We start from the raw sequence: 15549 nt of genomic DNA, 5'->3' as shown, positions 1-15549 counted from the left end.
TCGATCCAAGACTCCTCTTTGTAGACGACGTTCCCGAACCCGGAACGAATCGAAGGGAAGAAGCCCCGGCGTGAGTGCTCAAGTGGACGAAGACCTTCTGAACGGGGCTCGCGTGCTTGTCGTCGAGGACGAGGCGGCGATCTCGATGCTGCTCGAGGACATGCTGCTCGATTTCGGTTGCACGGTGGTGGGCCCCGCCGCCCGCCTTTCGACGGCCCTCGAGATGGCGCAAGTCGAAAATTTCGAAGTGGCGATCCTCGACGTGAACGTCGCCGGCGAGCCGATCTATCCGGTGGCCGAGGCCATCGTGAAGCGCAACCTCCCCATCGTGTTCTCCACGGGCTACGGCGGTGCCGGCATCCGCGAGCCGTTCCGCGATCGTCCCGTCGTGCAGAAGCCGTTCAGCCAGGCCGACCTCAAGCGCACCCTACTCGCCGCCGTCGCCGCCGCGCGGGCCTGACTCTCACCGCCCGTCCAGGGGAAACGCGTCGGCCACGTGGGCCGGCCAGCGCCCCGGTGCGACCAGCACCGCATCCGCCCGCAGGGTGAACCCGGCATGGGCCGGATGCGCCGTGATCCAGCTCCGGACCGCGCGCGAGAACCGTGCCCGCTTTCGCCCGTCGATGGCGTCGAGGGCCGTCGCCAGGTCCGCCCGTGCCTTCACCTCGACGAAGGCGATGGTGCGTCCGCGGCGGACCACGAGGTCGATTTCCCCGCCCACGGCGGCGTAGCGCCGGGCCAGCGGCCAGTAGCCCTTCAGCAGGAGCGCCAGCAGCGCGCGGGTCTCGCCCGTGAGGCCGCGTCCGTGGGTGGCGCGCCGCCGGGCGGCATCCTTGGTGCGGGGCTCAGGCCTCGTCATCGGTCCGCCGGGACAGGGCCAGGGCGCGGGCATAGACCACCCGGCGCGGCTGGCCGGTCTCGTCGGCCACCAGAGCGGCGGCGTCCTTGATGGAGTGGCGGGCGAGCGCCGCCGTCAGGGCGGCATCGAGGCCCGCATCGGTCTCGGCCTGATCGGGCTCTTGCGCGCCGGTGCCGATGATCACCACGATCTCGCCCCGCGGCGCCCCCTCCTCCGCGAAGGTCGCCGCGAGGCCGCCGAGGCTGCCGCGCCGGATGGTCTCGTAGAGCTTGGTCAGTTCACGGGCGACCGCCGCTGGGCGATTGGACCCCAAGACCTCGGCGGCGTCGACGAGCATCTCGGGCAGGCGGTGGGGGGATTCGAACAGCACCAGGGTGCCGGGGACCTGCGCCAGCGCCTCCAGGCGGTTGCGGCGCGCGCCCGCCTTCTGCGGCAGGAAGCCCTCGAAGAAGAACCTGTCGGTGGGCAGGCCGGCGGCGACGATGGCGGTCATCACCGCCGAGGGGCCGGGGATCGGCGTGATCCGGATGCCGGCCTCGATGGCCGCCTGGACGAGCTTGAACCCGGGGTCGGAGACCAGGGGCGTGCCCGCGTCCGAGACCAGGGCCAGGGCCTCGCCGGCCTGCATCCGGGCGATCATCCGCTCGCGCACGGCGGCGTTGGAATGCTCGTGATAGGCCACCAGCGGCGTGGTGATCCCGTAATGCATCAGCAGGGTGCGCGTGACGCGGGTGTCCTCGGCCAGCACCGTGTCGGCCGCCGCCAGGGTGGCGAGCGTCCGGAACGAGACGTCCCTGAGGTTGCCGATGGGCGTCGCCACCACGTGCAGCCCCGGATCGAGGGGTTCGGCTTCCGCCGCGAGACCGAAGGCGGTGAAGGTGGAGATGGGTTTTGCCGGCCCCGCCGGGGCGTCCCGGCGCGGTCGGCCCGGCTTGTCGCTTCGCTGTGTCATGGGCGGGACCATGCCACGCCGGCGCCTCCGTGCGGAATGCGTGTATCCCCCGGCACGCACATTTACTTTTGCGAACGACACTCCCAACGTGATGGGACGCTCGGCGACAGGGGAGCCGCGATGATACGCGCGAAGTGGCGGCAGATGGGCGTCTGGGGCGTCGGTACCCTGGCTTCGGCCTTGGCGCTGACCCTGGCGGGCTGCATCGGCGGCCCCGACGGCGGCCCGCGCGCCGGACGCCGGTCCGCGCCGCCCGTGGTCGCCGCTTCGCCGCCGGCCGATCTCCCCCCGACTGACCTGCCCCCGGGCGAGACCGGCCCGGGACCGGCCGCCTCCGGGACCCGGATCGGCACCGGCGCGGTGAAGGTCGCCCTCGTGGTGCCGCTGACCGGCCCCGGCGCGGCCGTGGGGGCGGCGCTCCGCAACGCCGCCGAACTCGCCGTCGAGGATTTCCAGAAACCCGACCTCCAGATCCTGGTGAAGGACGATCGCGGGACGGCGGATGGCGCCCGCGAGGCTGCCCAGGCGGCCCTGGCGGACGGCGCCGAACTCGTGCTCGGTCCGCTCTTCGCCGCCAACGTCCAGGCGGCGTCCGTGGCCACCCGCGCGGCGGGCAAGCCCGTCATCGCGTTCTCCACCGATGCGGCGGTGGCGGCGCGCGGCGTCTACCTCTTGAGCTTCCTGCCCCAGGCCGAGGTCGACCGCATCGTTGACGAGGCCGTGGCCAAGGGCCGACGCTCGTTCGCGGCCCTGATTCCGGAGAACAGCTACGGCAACGCCGTCGAAGCGCAGTTCCGCGAGGCCGTGGCGCGCAAAGGCGCCCGTCTCGTCGGCATCGAGCGCTATGCGCCGGGCAATCCCGGTCCGGCGGTGGGGCGGCTCTCCGGCCTGATCACGGGCGGGGGCGCCCAGGCCGACGCCCTGTTCCTCCCCGACACGCCGGACGGCCTCGCCGCCCTCGACCCGGTCCTCGCCAAGGCCGGGTTCTCGCCGACCCGGGTCCGGCCCCTCGGCACCGCCGTGTGGAACGATCCCCGCGCCTTCGCCCTGCCCTCCCTTCAGGGCGGCTGGTTCGCGGCCCCCGACGCGGCGGGCTTTTCGAACTTCTCCCAGCGCTATCAGGCACGGTTCGGGGCGGTGCCACCGCGGGTGGCGACCCTCGCGTACGACGCCGTATCGCTCACGGCGGCGCTCAGCCGGCAATTCGGCTCGCAGCGCTTCGCCGACACCACGCTCACCAACCCGTCGGGCTTCTCCGGCGTTGACGGCACCTTCCGGTTCCGGCCCGACGGCCCGAGCGACCGGACCCTCGCGGTCTACGAGATCCGCAGCGGCGCCCCCGCGGTGGTCAGCCCGGCGCCGCGGGTGCTCGGGCCCTCGGGGACGTGACCGGAGCCTCGGCCAACGAAGGGCGAACCGGTTCTCGGTGACGCCGATGCAGGCGGAGGAGCCTGGACCGGCGAACCGGACGCCCGGTCGGCCCGGCGATTCAGGCGGCCAGCGCCGCCACGACGGCGTTGAGCACCGGGGCTCCGCGCGGGGTCGCGGCGATGCGGCCGCCGGCGCTCCGGGCGAGGAGCCCGTCGGCCACCAGGGTCTCGATCCGGGCGGCGTCGAGGACGCGGCCCTTGAGCGCGGCGTAGCGGGCCGGGTCGATGCCCTCCGACAGGCGCAGGCCCATCATCAGGAATTCGTCGCCCTGGTCGGCCGGCAACAGCCGCTCCGTCTCGATGATGCCGTGCCCGTCGCGCTCGACCCGGGCGAGCCACGCTTCGGGTGCCCGCTCGGTGACGGTGCCGAGCCGCCCGTCAGGGGCCACGAGGCGCCCGTGGGCGCCGGGGCCGATGCCGGCGTACTCGCCGTAGCGCCAGTACAGGAGGTTGTGGCGCGACTGTGCGCCGGGGCGGGCATGGTTCGATATCTCGTAGGCCGGGAGCCCCGCCCGGTCGCAGACCTCCTGGGTCACGTCGTAGAGGGCGCGGGCATGGTCGTCGTCGGGCGGCACCAGCTTGCCGGCGGCGGCGAGGCCGAAGAACGGCGTGCCGGGCTCGATGGTGAGCTGGTAGAGCGAGAGGTGCTCGGCCGCCCGGGCGATGGCCCCCTCGAGTTCCGCGCGCCACGCCGCGAGGCCCTGGTCGGGCCGGGCATAGATGAGGTCGAAGGAGTAGCGCTCGAAATGCGTCGCCGCGACCCGCACCGCCGCCATGGCTTCCTGCGCGGTGTGGAGCCGGCCCAGGGCCTTCAGGGCGGCATCGTCCATGGCCTGGACGCCGAGCGACACCCGGTTGACGCCCGCCGCCCGGTAGCCGCGAAACCGCTCCGCCTCGACGCTCGTCGGGTTGGCCTCCAGGGTGATCTCGACGTCTGGCGCGACGGCCCACGCGCCCGCGACGGCATCGAGCAGCCCCGCCACGGTGGCGGGCCGCATCAGGGAGGGCGTGCCGCCGCCGAGGAACACGCTGGAGACGGTGCGGCCGGGCGTCCGCGCGGCCATGTGGGCGATCTCGGCCCGGAAGGCCGCGAGGTAGCGGACCTCGTCCACGGGCGCGTGGCGCACGTGGCTGTTGAAATCGCAGTACGGGCACTTCGCGGCGCAGAAGGGCCAATGGACGTAGACCCCGAAGCCCGCGTCGCGGGTCGGATGGTCCGGGCCTGTCGGTTCGGTCATGGCCGCGATGTGCGCGCGCGCCGCGCGTTTGGCAATCCCGACCTTTTTTCCGGATGCGCCGCCGCGTGCCGCCGCCGGATGCCCCCGCCTGTGTCGAACTGAACCAACGCGGCCGGTTTTCCTGCGCGAATACGCTGATGCGCTTCAGGCGAGATTAACCAAGCCCGTGCTTACTCACGGACACTTACGGTAAATCGTTCCCTTCACGGTGACTCCCGATTTCGTGTCAGGTCCGCGCGGTGCACCCGCGCGGACAGGGCTCGGCGCGGGCTGCCCGAACGGGACATGCGTATCGAGTTCGAGTCCCCATGACCTATGTCGCGCTCCGCTCGCACCGCTCTCCCCGGCAGGAGCGTCGCCGCCGCCGCAACCGCGTGCTGCTCGCCGTTTCGGTGGGCGCCCTCGGCCTCGCCGGAGCCCGCCTCGGCGGCGGGATCGACGCGGCGCCGATGAGCGTCGCAGCGGTACCGGCGAGCGTCGCAGCGGCGTCCGAGACGGCCGCCGCCCGGCCGCTGCCCGCCGACTACGCCTGGATGCTCGATCCCACGCCCGCCATCGGCGCCACCCTCCTCACCGGTCCCCTCTCCCTGGGGCCCCTGGCTTCGGGCTTCCAACGGGCCGAGCCGGCGCCGGCCGTCGACGTCCGGGTCGCCGCCGCCGATGCCCCGCCCGAGGCCGCCCCGCCCGAGGCCGCCCCTTCGGCGGTGCAGATGGCCGCGACCCCGGCGCGCTCCACGCCCGTCGCCGCTACCCTGCCACGCCCCGAGCAGGTCGCCCTGTCGGTGCCGCTGCCGATACCGTTGCCGGTCCCGCGCCCGGCCGAGTTCCGGCGCGCGCCCGTCGCCGTCACCGCGCGCCTCGCCCGGCGTCCCGCCCTGCCCTCGACCCAGAGCGTGTTCCGGGCGGCGGGCGTCGAGGAACCCTCCCTGTTCGATCGCATCTTCGGCGATGCCCCGGCCCCCACGGCCTACGCCTCCGTGGACGGTGCGTCGGAGGCGGTCCCGTCGCGCCAGCGCCTGGTTCCGGGGCCCGCCCCGGTGGCGGGCGGCGGCATCGCGATCTACGACATCACCGCCGGGCGGGTGACCCTGCCCAACGGCGAGGTGCTGGAGGCGCATTCGGGCCTGGGGCCGAGCCAGGACAACCCGCGCAACGTGCACCTCACCATGCGGGGCGCGACGCCGCCCGGCACCTACGATCTGCGCGAGCGCGAGGCCCTGTTCCACGGGGTGCGGGCGATCCGCCTCAACCCCGTGGGCGGCCCCGCCGCGATCCACGGCCGCGTCGGCCTCCTCGCCCACACCTACATGCTCGGACCGAGCGGCGCGTCCAACGGCTGCGTGGTCTTTCGCGATTACAACCGCTTCCTGCAGGCGTATCTCCGCGGCGAGGTCCAGCGCCTCGTGGTGGTGGCCGGCAACGGCCAGGACGGACCGCCCCTGAACGGGCGTCGCTACGGCTTGGCGAGCCGCTAGAGCATTTTCAAGCGAGGTGGATACCGGCTCGCGTGAAGAAAATGCGACCAAACAATAACTTAGCGAATTTTCCGTGATCCGAGGATCATGGAAAATACTCTAGGGTGCCGGCGGCTCCGGCCGCCCCCTCAGGCGGGCTCAGATTGGCCGCCGCAGGCAGGCCCGGGCCAGGAGCACGAAGGCCCGCGCCCGGTGGGAAAGGGCGTCGCCCGTTTGCCAATCGACGCCGTGCTTTTCTTCCGAAGAAATCTCCCCGAACGTCCGGTCGTGGCCGTCGGGCAGGAACAGGGGATCGTAACCGAATCCGCTGGTGCCGCGCGGGGACACGATCTGCCCGAACACCCGGCCCTCGAAGGTCTCGGTGTGGCCATCGGGCCAGGCGACGACGAGGGCGGAGACGAAGTGCGCCCGCCGCGTGGTGTCGCCGCGCTTCTCCATCTCGGCCGCGACCCGCGCCATGGCGCCGCCGAAATCCTTCGACTCCCCGGCCCAGCGGGCGGAGAACAGGCCCGGCGCCCCGTCGAGGGCGTTCACGCACAGGCCGGAATCGTCGGCGAAGGCCGGCAGGCCGGAGGCCTGGGCCGCCGCGTGCGCCTTGATGGCGGCATTCTCCGAGAACATGGTGCCGGTCTCGTCCGGTTCGGGCAGGCCGAGCTCGCCGGCCGAGACCGCCGCGATCCCGAAGGGCGCCAGCAATTCGCGCATCTCCACGAGCTTGCCGGCATTGTGGGTCGCGACGACGACCCGGCCCGAGAGGATGCGGTGCTGGCTCATGCGGAGGCCTTCTTGTCCGTGACGCGCTTGTCGGCGGGTTCGCGCGCGATGGTGTCCTTCTGGAGGGCGACGAGCCGCTCGGTGCCGCCCTTGGCCAGGCGCAGGAGCGCCATGAGCTCCTCTTCCGAGAACGGCTTGCCCTCGGCGGTGCCCTGGACCTCGACGAGGCCGCCCGAGCCGGTGACCACGAAGTTGGCGTCGGTCTCCGCCCCCGAATCCTCGGCGTAGTCGAGGTCGAGCACGGGCACGCCCTTGACGATGCCGCAGGACACCGCCGCCACGTGATCGCGCAGGGGATCGACGGAGATGATCGAGCGGGCGCGCATCCAGGCGAAACAATCGTGCAGCGCCACCCAGGCGCCCGTGATGGCGGCCGTGCGGGTGCCGCCATCGGCCTGGATCACGTCGCAATCGACGGTGATCTGGCGCTCACCCATGGCCGGCAGGTTGGTGACGGCCCTGAGACTCCGGCCGATGAGGCGCTGGATCTCCTGGGTGCGGCCCGACGGCTTCCCCGAATTCACTTCGCGCCGGGTGCGCTCGTGGGTGGCGCGCGGCAGCATGGAATACTCGGCCGTGATCCAGCCCTTGCCGGAGCCGCGCAGCCAGGGCGGCCCGCGCTCTTCCAGGGAGGCGGTGCACAGCACCTTGGTCTCGCCGAAGGTGACGAGGCAGGACCCCTCGGCGTAGCGGGCCACGGCGCGCTCGAGGGTGACGGTGCGCAGATCGTCGTTGGCGCGCTTCGAGGGCCGCATCGCCGCTCTCCCGGTTGAGTGTCAGGACGCGGCTCTTAGGCGCCGGGCGCGGCTGCGGCAACGCCCCGACCGAAAAGGGCGCCCACCGGGCGCCCCTCCGAACGTCTCTCAGTAGAAGTGACGACGGCCGTAGCCGTGGTGGTGACCGCGGTGATGACCGAAGTGACGGCCGTAATGGCGACCCCGGTGATGGCCGAAATGATTGCCGAAGTGGCGGCGGTGGCCGTAATGGCGGTGGTGATGACGGTGATGACGGCCATAGCCGCCGTACTGGACCTCCGTGAGGGCGGCAGCCGGGCCGGCGACCTCCGTCGAGACCATGGCGGGGGCCGCCTGGGCGCCTTGGGGCGCGGCGACGAACATGGCGCCGATCATGGCCAGCACGATGGCCAAGGACCGGATCAGACCGGAACGGGATGTGTTGCGCATATGGGACTCCTGACGCCACGCGGGGCCGGCCTTGCACGGACTTCGAGCTTGGCCGGACAGGTGAGCGGTGTGGAACGCACGATGGGCCCGGACGGCTTCATCGAAGCGCGATTTTTCTTTTGGCCCATCGTTCCTGAAGGGCGGATGAAGCGTGCCCTGCCCCGCCGCAGCCCGCGTTCCGATGCGGACGCGCGCCGCCGCCTTGTGCGAGGGCCCCCGCGCGGACACAATCGTGGCCCAGGAAAACCGTCGTGACCGAGCCCGCCCGCCCCTTCTCCGCATCCCAGCCGATGCATGTCCTCGCCGCGCCCAACGAGCGGGCGCGCGAGATTTTCCGGCAGATCGTGGAAAGCTACCTCACCACCGGCGAGCCGATGGGATCGCGCAACCTCGCGCGCATCCTGCCCATGACCCTGTCGCCGGCCTCCATCCGCAACGTGATGGCGGATCTGGAGCATTCCGGGCTCATCTTCGCGCCCCACGCCTCGGCCGGGCGGCTGCCGACGGAGCAGGGCCTGCGTTTCTTCGTCGATGCCATGCTCGAACTCGGCGATGTCGGCCAGGACGAGCAGGCGCGGATCGAGGCGCAGATGCGGGCGGCGGCCTCCGGCCACACCTTCGAGAGCGCGCTGGCCGAGGCCTCGACCCTGCTGTCGGGCATCTCGCGCGGTGCCGGCGTGGTGCTGACCACGAAGACCAACGTGCACCTGAAGCACATCGAGTTCGTGCGCCTCGACCCGGCCCGCGCCCTGGTGGTCCTCGTCTCCGACGACGGCTCGGTGGAGAACCGCCTCCTCGACCTGCCGCCCGGCCTGCCCGCGAGCGCCCTGCAGGAGGCCTCGAACTACCTCAACGCCCGCCTCCAGGGGCGCACCCTCGGGACCCTGCGGGCCGAGATCGAATCCGGCCGCCAGGCGATGAAGCGCGAACTCGACGTCATCACCGAGCGCCTCGTCGATGCCGGCCTCGCCGTCTCCGTCGGCCCGTCCGACGCGCGCCAGCTCATCGTGCGCGGTCAGGCCAATCTCCTGGACGACCTGCGGGCCGTCGAGGATCTCGAGCGCATCCGCCTGCTGTTCAACGACCTCGAGACCCAGAAGGACGTCATCGAACTCCTGTCCCGGGCCGAAGGCGGCGAGGGGGTCCGCATCTTCATCGGCTCGGAGAACAAGCTGTTCTCCCTGTCGGGCTCCTCGATGATCGCCGCACCCTTTCGCGATGGGGCCCAGAAGATCGTCGGCGTCGTGGGGGTGATCGGGCCGACGCGGCTCAACTACGCCCGGATCGTCCCGATGGTGGATTACACCGCCCGCGTCGTCTCGGGGCTGCTCGACCGCAGCAAGCGCTAAGACGAGAGCAAGCGCTTCAACGAGAAAAGGCGCCGCCTCGCGGCCGCGCCCTCCCCGTCTTCCAGATGAAGCCGCTCAGCCGCGGATCACGTCGACGATCTCGTAGGTGTCGGGATCGACGATGACGATGTCGTCGTCCACCAGCACGTAGCGGTAATCCTCGTATTCCGGCGCGATGCGGACGATGTCCGGCGGCAGGTCGTAGAGGGTGTAGCTGCGGGCGATGGCCGTGCCGACGGTGAGCGCGAAGGCGCCGGCCGCGAGACGCGGAATGCCGCGCCGGATCACGCTCTGGCGGAACTCCGTGCGCTGCGGCGCGCCGAGGCGGCCATAAGCGCCCCGGACCGCGCCCCGATCCCCGCGATCGCCCCGTGCGCCGCGATCGCCCCGGTCGCCGCGATCGCCGCGATCACCCCGGCCATCGCGATCCCCGCGATCGGCCTTGCCGTCCCGGTCCGTCCTACTATCCCGGTCGGCCTTGCCGTCCCGGTCGCCTCGACCGTCGCGGGCACCCCGCTCGCCGCGATCGGTCGCAGCGCCGCGATCCGGCTGACCGTCGCGGTCGGTCCGGCCCTCGCCGCGTCCGGCGCGGCCGTCTTCCGTGCCCCGGTTCGGGCCGCCCGCCGGGCTGCCGCGCTCGGCAGCACCGCCCCGCTCGGCAGCACCACCGCGCTCGCCGGCACCGCCGCCCACACCTGCGCCTCCTCCGGCCGGGCCGCCACGCTCGGCACCGGCGGCACCCGCCGCACCGGCGCCTGGGCCGCCGGCACCGCCGCGTCCGCCCCCTGCGCCACCCCCGGCTCCGCCGCCCGCACCGATGCCGGCGCCGCCATCACCGGCCCCACCGCCGGCCGCGCCGCCACCCGGGCCGCCCTGACCGAAGGCCGCCGTCGCGCCGATGACCAGGGCCGCGACCGCGACCGTGCTCCGAAAGAATTTGCTCATGGTTTTGTTTCCCGCCCCGTCGATGGACAGCGCCGTTCGGCGCCGATGCGCAGCCGCAACGAGGACGTCCCAGAAACCGTTCCGCATTTTCCCCGGATCGACTTGCGCGGGGACTTTCGTTCGGGCGCGAGAGGCCGAATGAAAGCTTGAGCGCAGATCTTCCACGGCCGCGTTGCCTGCGGTCATTTTGGCATCCGCCGGTGCTCTTGCGAATTTTTCCGCGGAGCTTAACGTCGCCGCACAGCAGGCCCGGGCGGGACCATGCTCAAAAAATAATGAGCCAATTCAACAACATCCCAAATAGAACAGGGGGAGACGCGCATGTCGGACGGTGCCGGAATCATGACGCCGAGGCTCGACGAGGCGGCGGACAACCGCCGCCGGATCAAGGCCATCGTCGCCTCGTCGTCGGGCAACCTCGTCGAGTGGTTCGACTTCTACTGCTACGCCTTCTTCGCCCTGTACTTCGCGCCGGTGTTCTTCCCCGAGGGCGACGACACCAGTCAGCTCCTGAAATCGGCGGCCGTCTTCGCCGTGGGCTTCTTCATGCGCCCCATCGGCGGGTGGCTGTTCGGGCGCCTCGCCGACCGCCTCGGCCGCAAGACCTCGATGATGATTTCGGTGCTGATGATGTGCGCCGGTTCGCTGATGATCGCCGTACTGCCGACCTACGCGAGCGTCGGCCACCTCGCCCCGGCCCTGCTGCTCCTGGCCCGGATGATCCAGGGCCTGTCGGTGGGCGGCGAGTACGGCACCAGCGCCACCTACATGAGCGAGATCGCCATCAAGGGCCGGCGCGGGTTCTTCGCCTCGTTCCAGTACGTCACCCTCATCGGCGGCCAGCTCCTGGCCTCCCTCGTGCTGATCGTCCTGCAGAGCGTGCTCACCGCCCAGCAGCTCACCGCCTGGGGCTGGCGCATTCCCTTCGTGATCGGGGCGCTCGCCGCCGTGGTCGCCCTGTACCTGCGCTCGTCGCTGACCGAGACCGCCACCAAGGCGGACATGAGCTCGAAGGAATCCGGCACCTTCGCGGCCCTGTTCAAGCATTGGCGCGCGTTCTGCGTGGTGCTGGCCTACACGGCCGGCGGCTCCCTGAGCTTCTACACCTTCACCACCTACATGCCGAAGTACCTGTTCAACACGGCGCATATCGACAAGATCACCGCTTCGCAGATCTCCACCGCCGCGCTGCTGGTCTACATGATCATCCAGCCGTTCTTCGGCTGGCTCTCGGACAAGATCGGCCGCAAGGCCAACATGCTGCTCTACAGCGGACTCGGCACCCTCATGGTGGTGCCCCTGATGACCACCATCGGCAGCACCACCAACCCGGTCCTGTCCTTCGCCCTGATCATGATCGGCTTGACCGTGATCAGCTTCTACACGGGCATCTCCGGTATCGTGAAGGCGGAGCTGTTTCCGACCCAGGTGCGGGCGCTGGGCGTGGGCCTGTCCTACGCCATCGCCAATTCCCTGTTCGGCGGCACCGCCGAGATGGTGGCGCTCTACCTGAAGCAGATCGGCTCGGAGAGTTCGTTCTTCTGGTACGTCACCGTGATGCTCGGGATCGCCTTCGTGGCCTCGCTGATCATGCCGAACCCCAAACGTCACGGTTATCTCGACGGCGACGGCACCGTCGAGGAGGCCCTGGGGGCGAAGGGGCGCGTGGTCCACGCCTGACCTCGGGCGGGCGTGGGCGCCGTGACGCTCACGCCGTCTCGCCCAGCATCGCCCGGCGCTGCCGATCGAGTTCCTCGGCGTAGCGCTTGAGGGTGTGGCTTTCGGTGAGGAGGCCGACGACGCGGCGGGTCTCCGGCCCGTCGACGACGGCGAGCGCCTCGCTCTCCGTGCGGTCGAAGGCGGCGGCCGCGGCCTTGGCGTTCATGCCGGGCGTCAGGACGTCGTCGGCGTGACGCAGGAGGTCGGCGAGGCCGGGCGGCGGGCCATCGGCGTCCCGGGCGGCGGCGTGGGCCTCCGGCACCCGGACGATGCCGGCGTAGCGACCTTCGCCATCCACCGCCACGACCCGCGAGGGCGATCCGAGGGGATGGTCCGTGAGAAAGGCCGTCAGCGGTAGGGAGACCGGCACGGTGGCGACCTCGCGGCGCATCAGGGTGTCCACGGTCAGGGTGCGGATCCAGCCGACGTCGTGGGCGCTGCGGATGCTCTCGCCGCGCAGGTGGAAGCGCCAGGTGGCGAAGGAGTAGCCGAAGGTTTTTCGCACGGCGAGCGAGGAGGCGATCACCGCCACGAGGACGAGGCCGGTGATGGGGAAGCTGCCCGTCAGTTCCAGGGCCAGGAACGTCATGGTGAGCGGGCCGCCGATGACCGCGACGGCGAGCGCGCTCATGCCGATCACCGCGTAGGCGAGCGGCGTCGGCGCGAAGGCGGCCAAGCCGGGCATCGCCCCCGAAAAGATCTCCCCGACGAGCGCCCCGAGGAACAGCGAGGCGAAGAACAGGCCGCCGCGAAACCCCGCGCCGATGGAGAGGGCCGACGCCGTCGCCTTGGCGGCGAACAGGAGCGCGAGGCCCCCGAGACCCATGCCCGCCCCGTGCGCGCCGAGATGCAGGTGCAGGGCCCCGTGCCCGCCCGAGAGAACCTGCGGCGAGACCGCGACCGCCAGGGCGCCGACGCAGAGCCCACCGAGGGCGGGGGCCAGCGGGGCGGGGATCCGGCTCGCACGGATGCCGGCCTCCACCAGGGTGACGCCGCGCATGATCACGATGCCGAGGCCGGCGCAGACGAGGCCGAGGCCCAGGACCGGCACGGTGTCGGCGCCGGTGATCGCCGTGCTGGTGAGGGCGTCGAGGCCGTTGACGGTGACCAGCGCCGGTTGGTCCACCAGGGCGCGGGCGACGACGCTGCCGCACAGGGCCGCCACCACCACGGGCGTCAGGGTGGCGATGGCGTAGGTGCCGATGATGAGTTCGAAGGCGTAGAACGCCCCCGTGAGCGGCGCCCCGAAGGCTGCCGCGATGGCGGCGGCCGCCCCGCAGCCGACGAGGGTGCGCTGGTCGCTCCGGCGCAGCTCGAACGACGCTCCGAAGCGTGCCGCGAGGCTGGCGCAGATCTGGGTATAGCCGGCTTCGAGGCCGACGGAGGCCCCCGACCCGTTCGAGATCATGTTCTGCAGGGCGACGAGCCCCGAGCCGCGTACCGACATCCGCCCGCCGTGGAGCGCATTGGCCTCGATGGGATCGACGACTGCGTGCGGGCGCCGTCCGTGCCGCCGGGCGATGGCCCGGGTAATGGTATGGGCGAGGAGGCCGAGCACGAGGCCGCCCGCCGCCGGGACGAGGAGCAGGGTCAGGGCCGGCACGTCGTGGCTCGCGCTCAGACGCATTCCGGGCGGCAGGCCGTAGAGCCACGCGCGCAGGACCTGCGTCGCCCCCTGCATGGCGGCCACCGTCGCGCCCGCGACGCAGCCGGCGAGGCCCGCCAGGGCGACGAGACCGATCTCGCTGCCCCGCACCGCCGCACGCGCGCGTGCGGGGACTTTCGCCAGCAGGCGAGCCCGGGCCAACAGGCGAGCCCGGGCCGGCACACGGGTGAGGATGGGGCGTGGCGTCATCATCGCGGGGGGCCGAACGGGTCGATCGAGGGGAATGGCTCCGGTTTAAGAGGGCCACGCCCGGGCGTCGATCGGTTTCCCGCGCGGTGCCTCGGCGGCCCTCTCCACACATTCTCCTCGCCCCGATGCGCAGCCGGCGCTTGAAAAGCGCTTCGGCTCGCGATACAGCCCCCTCAGTGCCGCCGTAGCTCAGTTGGTTAGAGCACCAGATTGTGGATCTGGGGGTCCCCCGTTCGAGCCGGGGCGGTGGTACCATAGAATTGCCTAACGTTTGCAAGGGGTTGGCTCAGGCCAGCCCCTTCTTCGTTGCTGGGGCCGGGCATGGTCGAGCGGAGCGCGCCGCGCATCGTGCCCGATCCGGCGGATCGAGCCCCGTGCGGATGCGGCCGGAGCGAGTTCCGGAGCTTGGCGCCCGGCCGACGTCGCGCAGGGCCAAGCGTTGGGGCGATCGAAGGGGCTTTCCACTCGCGCAGCCGCCCTTCGACGCGCCGGCCTTCGTATGCCGGCGCGCCTGCTAGAGCTGTTGCCGTTCAGGTTGGGTCATAAGCGTCGTATCCTGCGGCGGTGATGTAGTTTCGGCATTCGGTTGGGCGGAAGGCGTCGAAGGCGTTTTGATGGCCTGCCAGAGGTCGGGGANCTAGAGCTGTTGCCGTTCAGGTTGGGTCATAAGCGTCGTATCCTGCGGCGGTGATGTAGTTTCGGCATTCGGTTGGGCGGAAGGCGTCGAAGGCGTTTTTGATGGCCTGCCAGAGGTCGGGGACGGTGCGCGCGGCGGCCGTGCGCAAGAGGGCTTTAAGCTTGGCGAAGGCCTGTTCGATCGGGTTGAAGTCCGGCGAGTAGGCGGGGAGGTAGAGGATCCGCGCGCCGGCGGCTTCGATCGCTTCGCGCACGCCGGCGACTTTGTGGGATTGCAGGTTGTCGAGGACGACGGTGTCGCCGCGTTTCAGCACCGGGACCAGGATGTCGGTGACATAGGCTCGGAAGCGTTCGCCGTTGGTGGCCCCATCGAACAGGGTGGTGGCGACCAAGCCGCTGGTGCGCAGGGCGGCGGTGACGGTGGTGGTCTTGTAATGCCCGTGCGGCACGAGGAGCCGGCAACGCTCACCGCGTGGCGCCCGACCGTAGGCTCGGGTCATATTCGTCGCGGCGGCGGTCTCGTCGATAAACACGAGGGCGTCGGGATCGAGGTCGAACTGGCTCTCGAACCACGCCTCCCGCGCGGCCTTCACGTCCGCCCGTTCCTGCTCAGCTGCGTAGGAAGCCCCTTTTTACGGGTGATGGCGTGCCGGGAGAAAAACCGCCACAGCCCGCTGACGCTCGTCCGGACGCCCTGCTCGGCCAGGTTGTCGCGTAACTCTCGCAGGAACGCCTGCGGGTGCTCTTCGTAGGCTTGAAGGATCCGATCGGCATGCGCCTCAAGGGCGGGTACGGGTCGCTCACCGCAAGGCGGCCGGGGCGCGATTGCCCCCTCTTCTTGGAAGCGCTCGTGCCAGCGGATCGCACTGGATGGGCCGATACCGAAGCGTTTGGCCGCCTGACGGCGCGAGGATCCTGCCTCGATCGCCGCAATCACCCGCTCACGCAGATCCACCGATAAGGCTGACGGCATCCCGCTCTCCTTGAAAAGCCCGACATCGAATCAGATCCGCAGCCCGCCCGATACCCCATGATTCAACCCAACCGGACACGGCTCTATAGCCGTGCCCGCTCACGTAGCGACGGCCAACGCCGGCTTCGGCCCCCCCGTCGCCCAGTCGAGCAATTCCACC

The 15549-nt window shown here is 71.2% G+C and carries 14 protein-coding genes and 1 tRNA gene; 6 read left to right on the top strand and 9 right to left on the bottom strand.

The features are described 5' to 3' along the window. The first annotated feature begins 70 nt into the window (after window positions 1-70). Window positions 71-460 (top strand): response regulator, encoded by a 390-nt coding sequence (locus ASF25_RS12720; protein WP_056175593.1) that lies wholly within the window; start codon window positions 71-73, stop codon window positions 458-460. A gap of 3 nt (window positions 461-463) precedes the next feature. On the opposite strand, the gene ASF25_RS12715 is transcribed toward ASF25_RS12720, so the two are convergent. Both ASF25_RS12715 and rsmI read right to left on the bottom strand, forming a co-directional pair. Then, window positions 464-859 (bottom strand): YraN family protein, encoded by a 396-nt coding sequence (locus tag ASF25_RS12715; protein ID WP_056305252.1) that lies wholly within the window; start codon window positions 857-859, stop codon window positions 464-466. Then, entirely contained in the window at window positions 846-1811 is a 966-nt protein-coding gene (rsmI, locus tag ASF25_RS12710) for a 16S rRNA (cytidine(1402)-2'-O)-methyltransferase (protein WP_056305251.1), read from the bottom strand. Before rsmI ends, ASF25_RS12715 begins: the two co-directional genes overlap by 14 nt. 120 nt (window positions 1812-1931) lie before the next feature. Here rsmI and ASF25_RS12705 point away from each other — a divergent pair, with 120 nt between their 5' ends. After that, a complete protein-coding gene (locus ASF25_RS12705) occupies window positions 1932-3200 on the top strand; it encodes a penicillin-binding protein activator (RefSeq protein WP_156368970.1) in 1269 nt (422 codons plus the stop codon). Between the two features lie 100 nt (window positions 3201-3300). On the opposite strand, the gene hemW is transcribed toward ASF25_RS12705, so the two are convergent. After that, on the bottom strand, window positions 3301-4479 hold the full coding sequence (gene hemW / locus ASF25_RS12700; RefSeq protein ID WP_056305017.1) for a radical SAM family heme chaperone HemW: 1179 nt from the start codon (window positions 4477-4479) through the stop codon (window positions 3301-3303). A gap of 308 nt (window positions 4480-4787) precedes the next feature. Here hemW and ASF25_RS12695 point away from each other — a divergent pair, with 308 nt between their 5' ends. Continuing rightward, a complete protein-coding gene (locus tag ASF25_RS12695) occupies window positions 4788-5954 on the top strand; it encodes a DUF2778 domain-containing protein (protein WP_056305014.1) in 1167 nt (388 codons plus the stop codon). Between the two features lie 138 nt (window positions 5955-6092). Here the strand turns inward: ASF25_RS12695 and rdgB are convergent, their stop codons facing one another. From rdgB to ASF25_RS22730, 3 genes are all read right to left on the bottom strand, one after another. Then, window positions 6093-6728 carry an RdgB/HAM1 family non-canonical purine NTP pyrophosphatase gene (gene rdgB, locus ASF25_RS12690; RefSeq protein WP_056175603.1) on the bottom strand — a complete coding sequence of 212 codons (636 nt, stop codon included), beginning with the start codon at window positions 6726-6728 and terminating at the stop codon, window positions 6093-6095. Further along, window positions 6725-7483 carry a ribonuclease PH gene (rph, locus tag ASF25_RS12685; RefSeq protein ID WP_056175606.1) on the bottom strand — a complete coding sequence of 253 codons (759 nt, stop codon included), beginning with the start codon at window positions 7481-7483 and terminating at the stop codon, window positions 6725-6727. The genes rdgB and rph overlap by 4 nt, the downstream gene beginning before the upstream one ends. A 108-nt stretch (window positions 7484-7591) precedes the next feature. Beyond that, entirely contained in the window at window positions 7592-7912 is a 321-nt protein-coding gene (locus tag ASF25_RS22730; protein WP_056305012.1) for a hypothetical protein, read from the bottom strand. A gap of 290 nt (window positions 7913-8202) precedes the next feature. Between ASF25_RS22730 and hrcA the strand changes: the two genes are divergently transcribed. Next, on the top strand, window positions 8203-9261 hold the full coding sequence (hrcA, locus tag ASF25_RS12675; RefSeq protein WP_200918873.1) for a heat-inducible transcriptional repressor HrcA: 1059 nt from the start codon (window positions 8203-8205) through the stop codon (window positions 9259-9261). A gap of 75 nt (window positions 9262-9336) precedes the next feature. Here the strand turns inward: hrcA and ASF25_RS12670 are convergent, their stop codons facing one another. Next, on the bottom strand, window positions 9337-10206 hold the full coding sequence (locus ASF25_RS12670) for a DUF1236 domain-containing protein (protein WP_056305248.1): 870 nt from the start codon (window positions 10204-10206) through the stop codon (window positions 9337-9339). Between the two features lie 321 nt (window positions 10207-10527). On the opposite strand from ASF25_RS12670, the gene ASF25_RS12665 reads away from it, so the two are divergent. Next, a complete protein-coding gene (locus tag ASF25_RS12665) occupies window positions 10528-11886 on the top strand; it encodes an MFS family transporter (protein ID WP_056175617.1) in 1359 nt (452 codons plus the stop codon). 28 nt (window positions 11887-11914) lie between these two features. Here ASF25_RS12665 and ASF25_RS12660 read toward each other — a convergent pair whose 3' ends face one another. Beyond that, complete coding sequence (locus tag ASF25_RS12660) at window positions 11915-13780, bottom strand: chloride channel protein (protein ID WP_056305246.1); 1866 nt, start codon at window positions 13778-13780, stop codon at window positions 11915-11917. Between the two features lie 178 nt (window positions 13781-13958). On the opposite strand from ASF25_RS12660, the gene ASF25_RS12655 reads away from it, so the two are divergent. Then, a tRNA-His gene (locus tag ASF25_RS12655) sits at window positions 13959-14035 on the top strand. Window positions 14036-14433: 398 nt separating this feature from the next. Here ASF25_RS12655 and ASF25_RS21980 read toward each other — a convergent pair. Continuing rightward, a protein-coding gene (locus ASF25_RS21980) for an IS630 family transposase (protein ID WP_156368969.1) occupies window positions 14434-15389 on the bottom strand; the annotation gives its coding sequence in 2 pieces (ribosomal slippage) (window positions 14434-15044 and window positions 15044-15389; 957 coding nt in all). Window positions 15390-15549: the final 160 nt, after the last annotated feature.

The organism is Methylobacterium sp. Leaf100, from assembly GCF_001422845.1.
Classification (GTDB): Bacteria; Pseudomonadota; Alphaproteobacteria; order Rhizobiales; family Beijerinckiaceae; genus Methylobacterium.
Note: the sequence above shows the minus strand (reverse complement) of the source record. Positions and strands in the feature narration are given on the sequence as shown.

What these genes read in the sequence shown, in the direction of transcription:
- ASF25_RS12715 (WP_056305252.1), bottom strand. Translation starts at nt 859, where the DNA reads ATGACGAGGCCTGAGCCCCGCACCAAGGATGCCGCCCGGCGGCGCGCC.
- rsmI (WP_056305251.1), bottom strand. Translation starts at nt 1,811, where the DNA reads ATGACACAGCGAAGCGACAAGCCGGGCCGACCGCGCCGGGACGCCCCG.
- ASF25_RS12705 (WP_156368970.1), top strand. Translation starts at nt 1,932, where the DNA reads ATGATACGCGCGAAGTGGCGGCAGATGGGCGTCTGGGGCGTCGGTACC.
- hemW (WP_056305017.1), bottom strand. Translation starts at nt 4,479, where the DNA reads ATGACCGAACCGACAGGCCCGGACCATCCGACCCGCGACGCGGGCTTC.
- ASF25_RS12695 (WP_056305014.1), top strand. Translation starts at nt 4,788, where the DNA reads ATGACCTATGTCGCGCTCCGCTCGCACCGCTCTCCCCGGCAGGAGCGT.
- rdgB (WP_056175603.1), bottom strand. Translation starts at nt 6,728, where the DNA reads ATGAGCCAGCACCGCATCCTCTCGGGCCGGGTCGTCGTCGCGACCCAC.
- rph (WP_056175606.1), bottom strand. Translation starts at nt 7,483, where the DNA reads ATGCGGCCCTCGAAGCGCGCCAACGACGATCTGCGCACCGTCACCCTC.
- ASF25_RS22730 (WP_056305012.1), bottom strand. Translation starts at nt 7,912, where the DNA reads ATGCGCAACACATCCCGTTCCGGTCTGATCCGGTCCTTGGCCATCGTG.
- hrcA (WP_200918873.1), top strand. Translation starts at nt 8,203, where the DNA reads ATGCATGTCCTCGCCGCGCCCAACGAGCGGGCGCGCGAGATTTTCCGG.
- ASF25_RS12670 (WP_056305248.1), bottom strand. Translation starts at nt 10,206, where the DNA reads ATGAGCAAATTCTTTCGGAGCACGGTCGCGGTCGCGGCCCTGGTCATC.
- ASF25_RS12665 (WP_056175617.1), top strand. Translation starts at nt 10,528, where the DNA reads ATGTCGGACGGTGCCGGAATCATGACGCCGAGGCTCGACGAGGCGGCG.
- ASF25_RS12660 (WP_056305246.1), bottom strand. Translation starts at nt 13,780, where the DNA reads ATGACGCCACGCCCCATCCTCACCCGTGTGCCGGCCCGGGCTCGCCTG.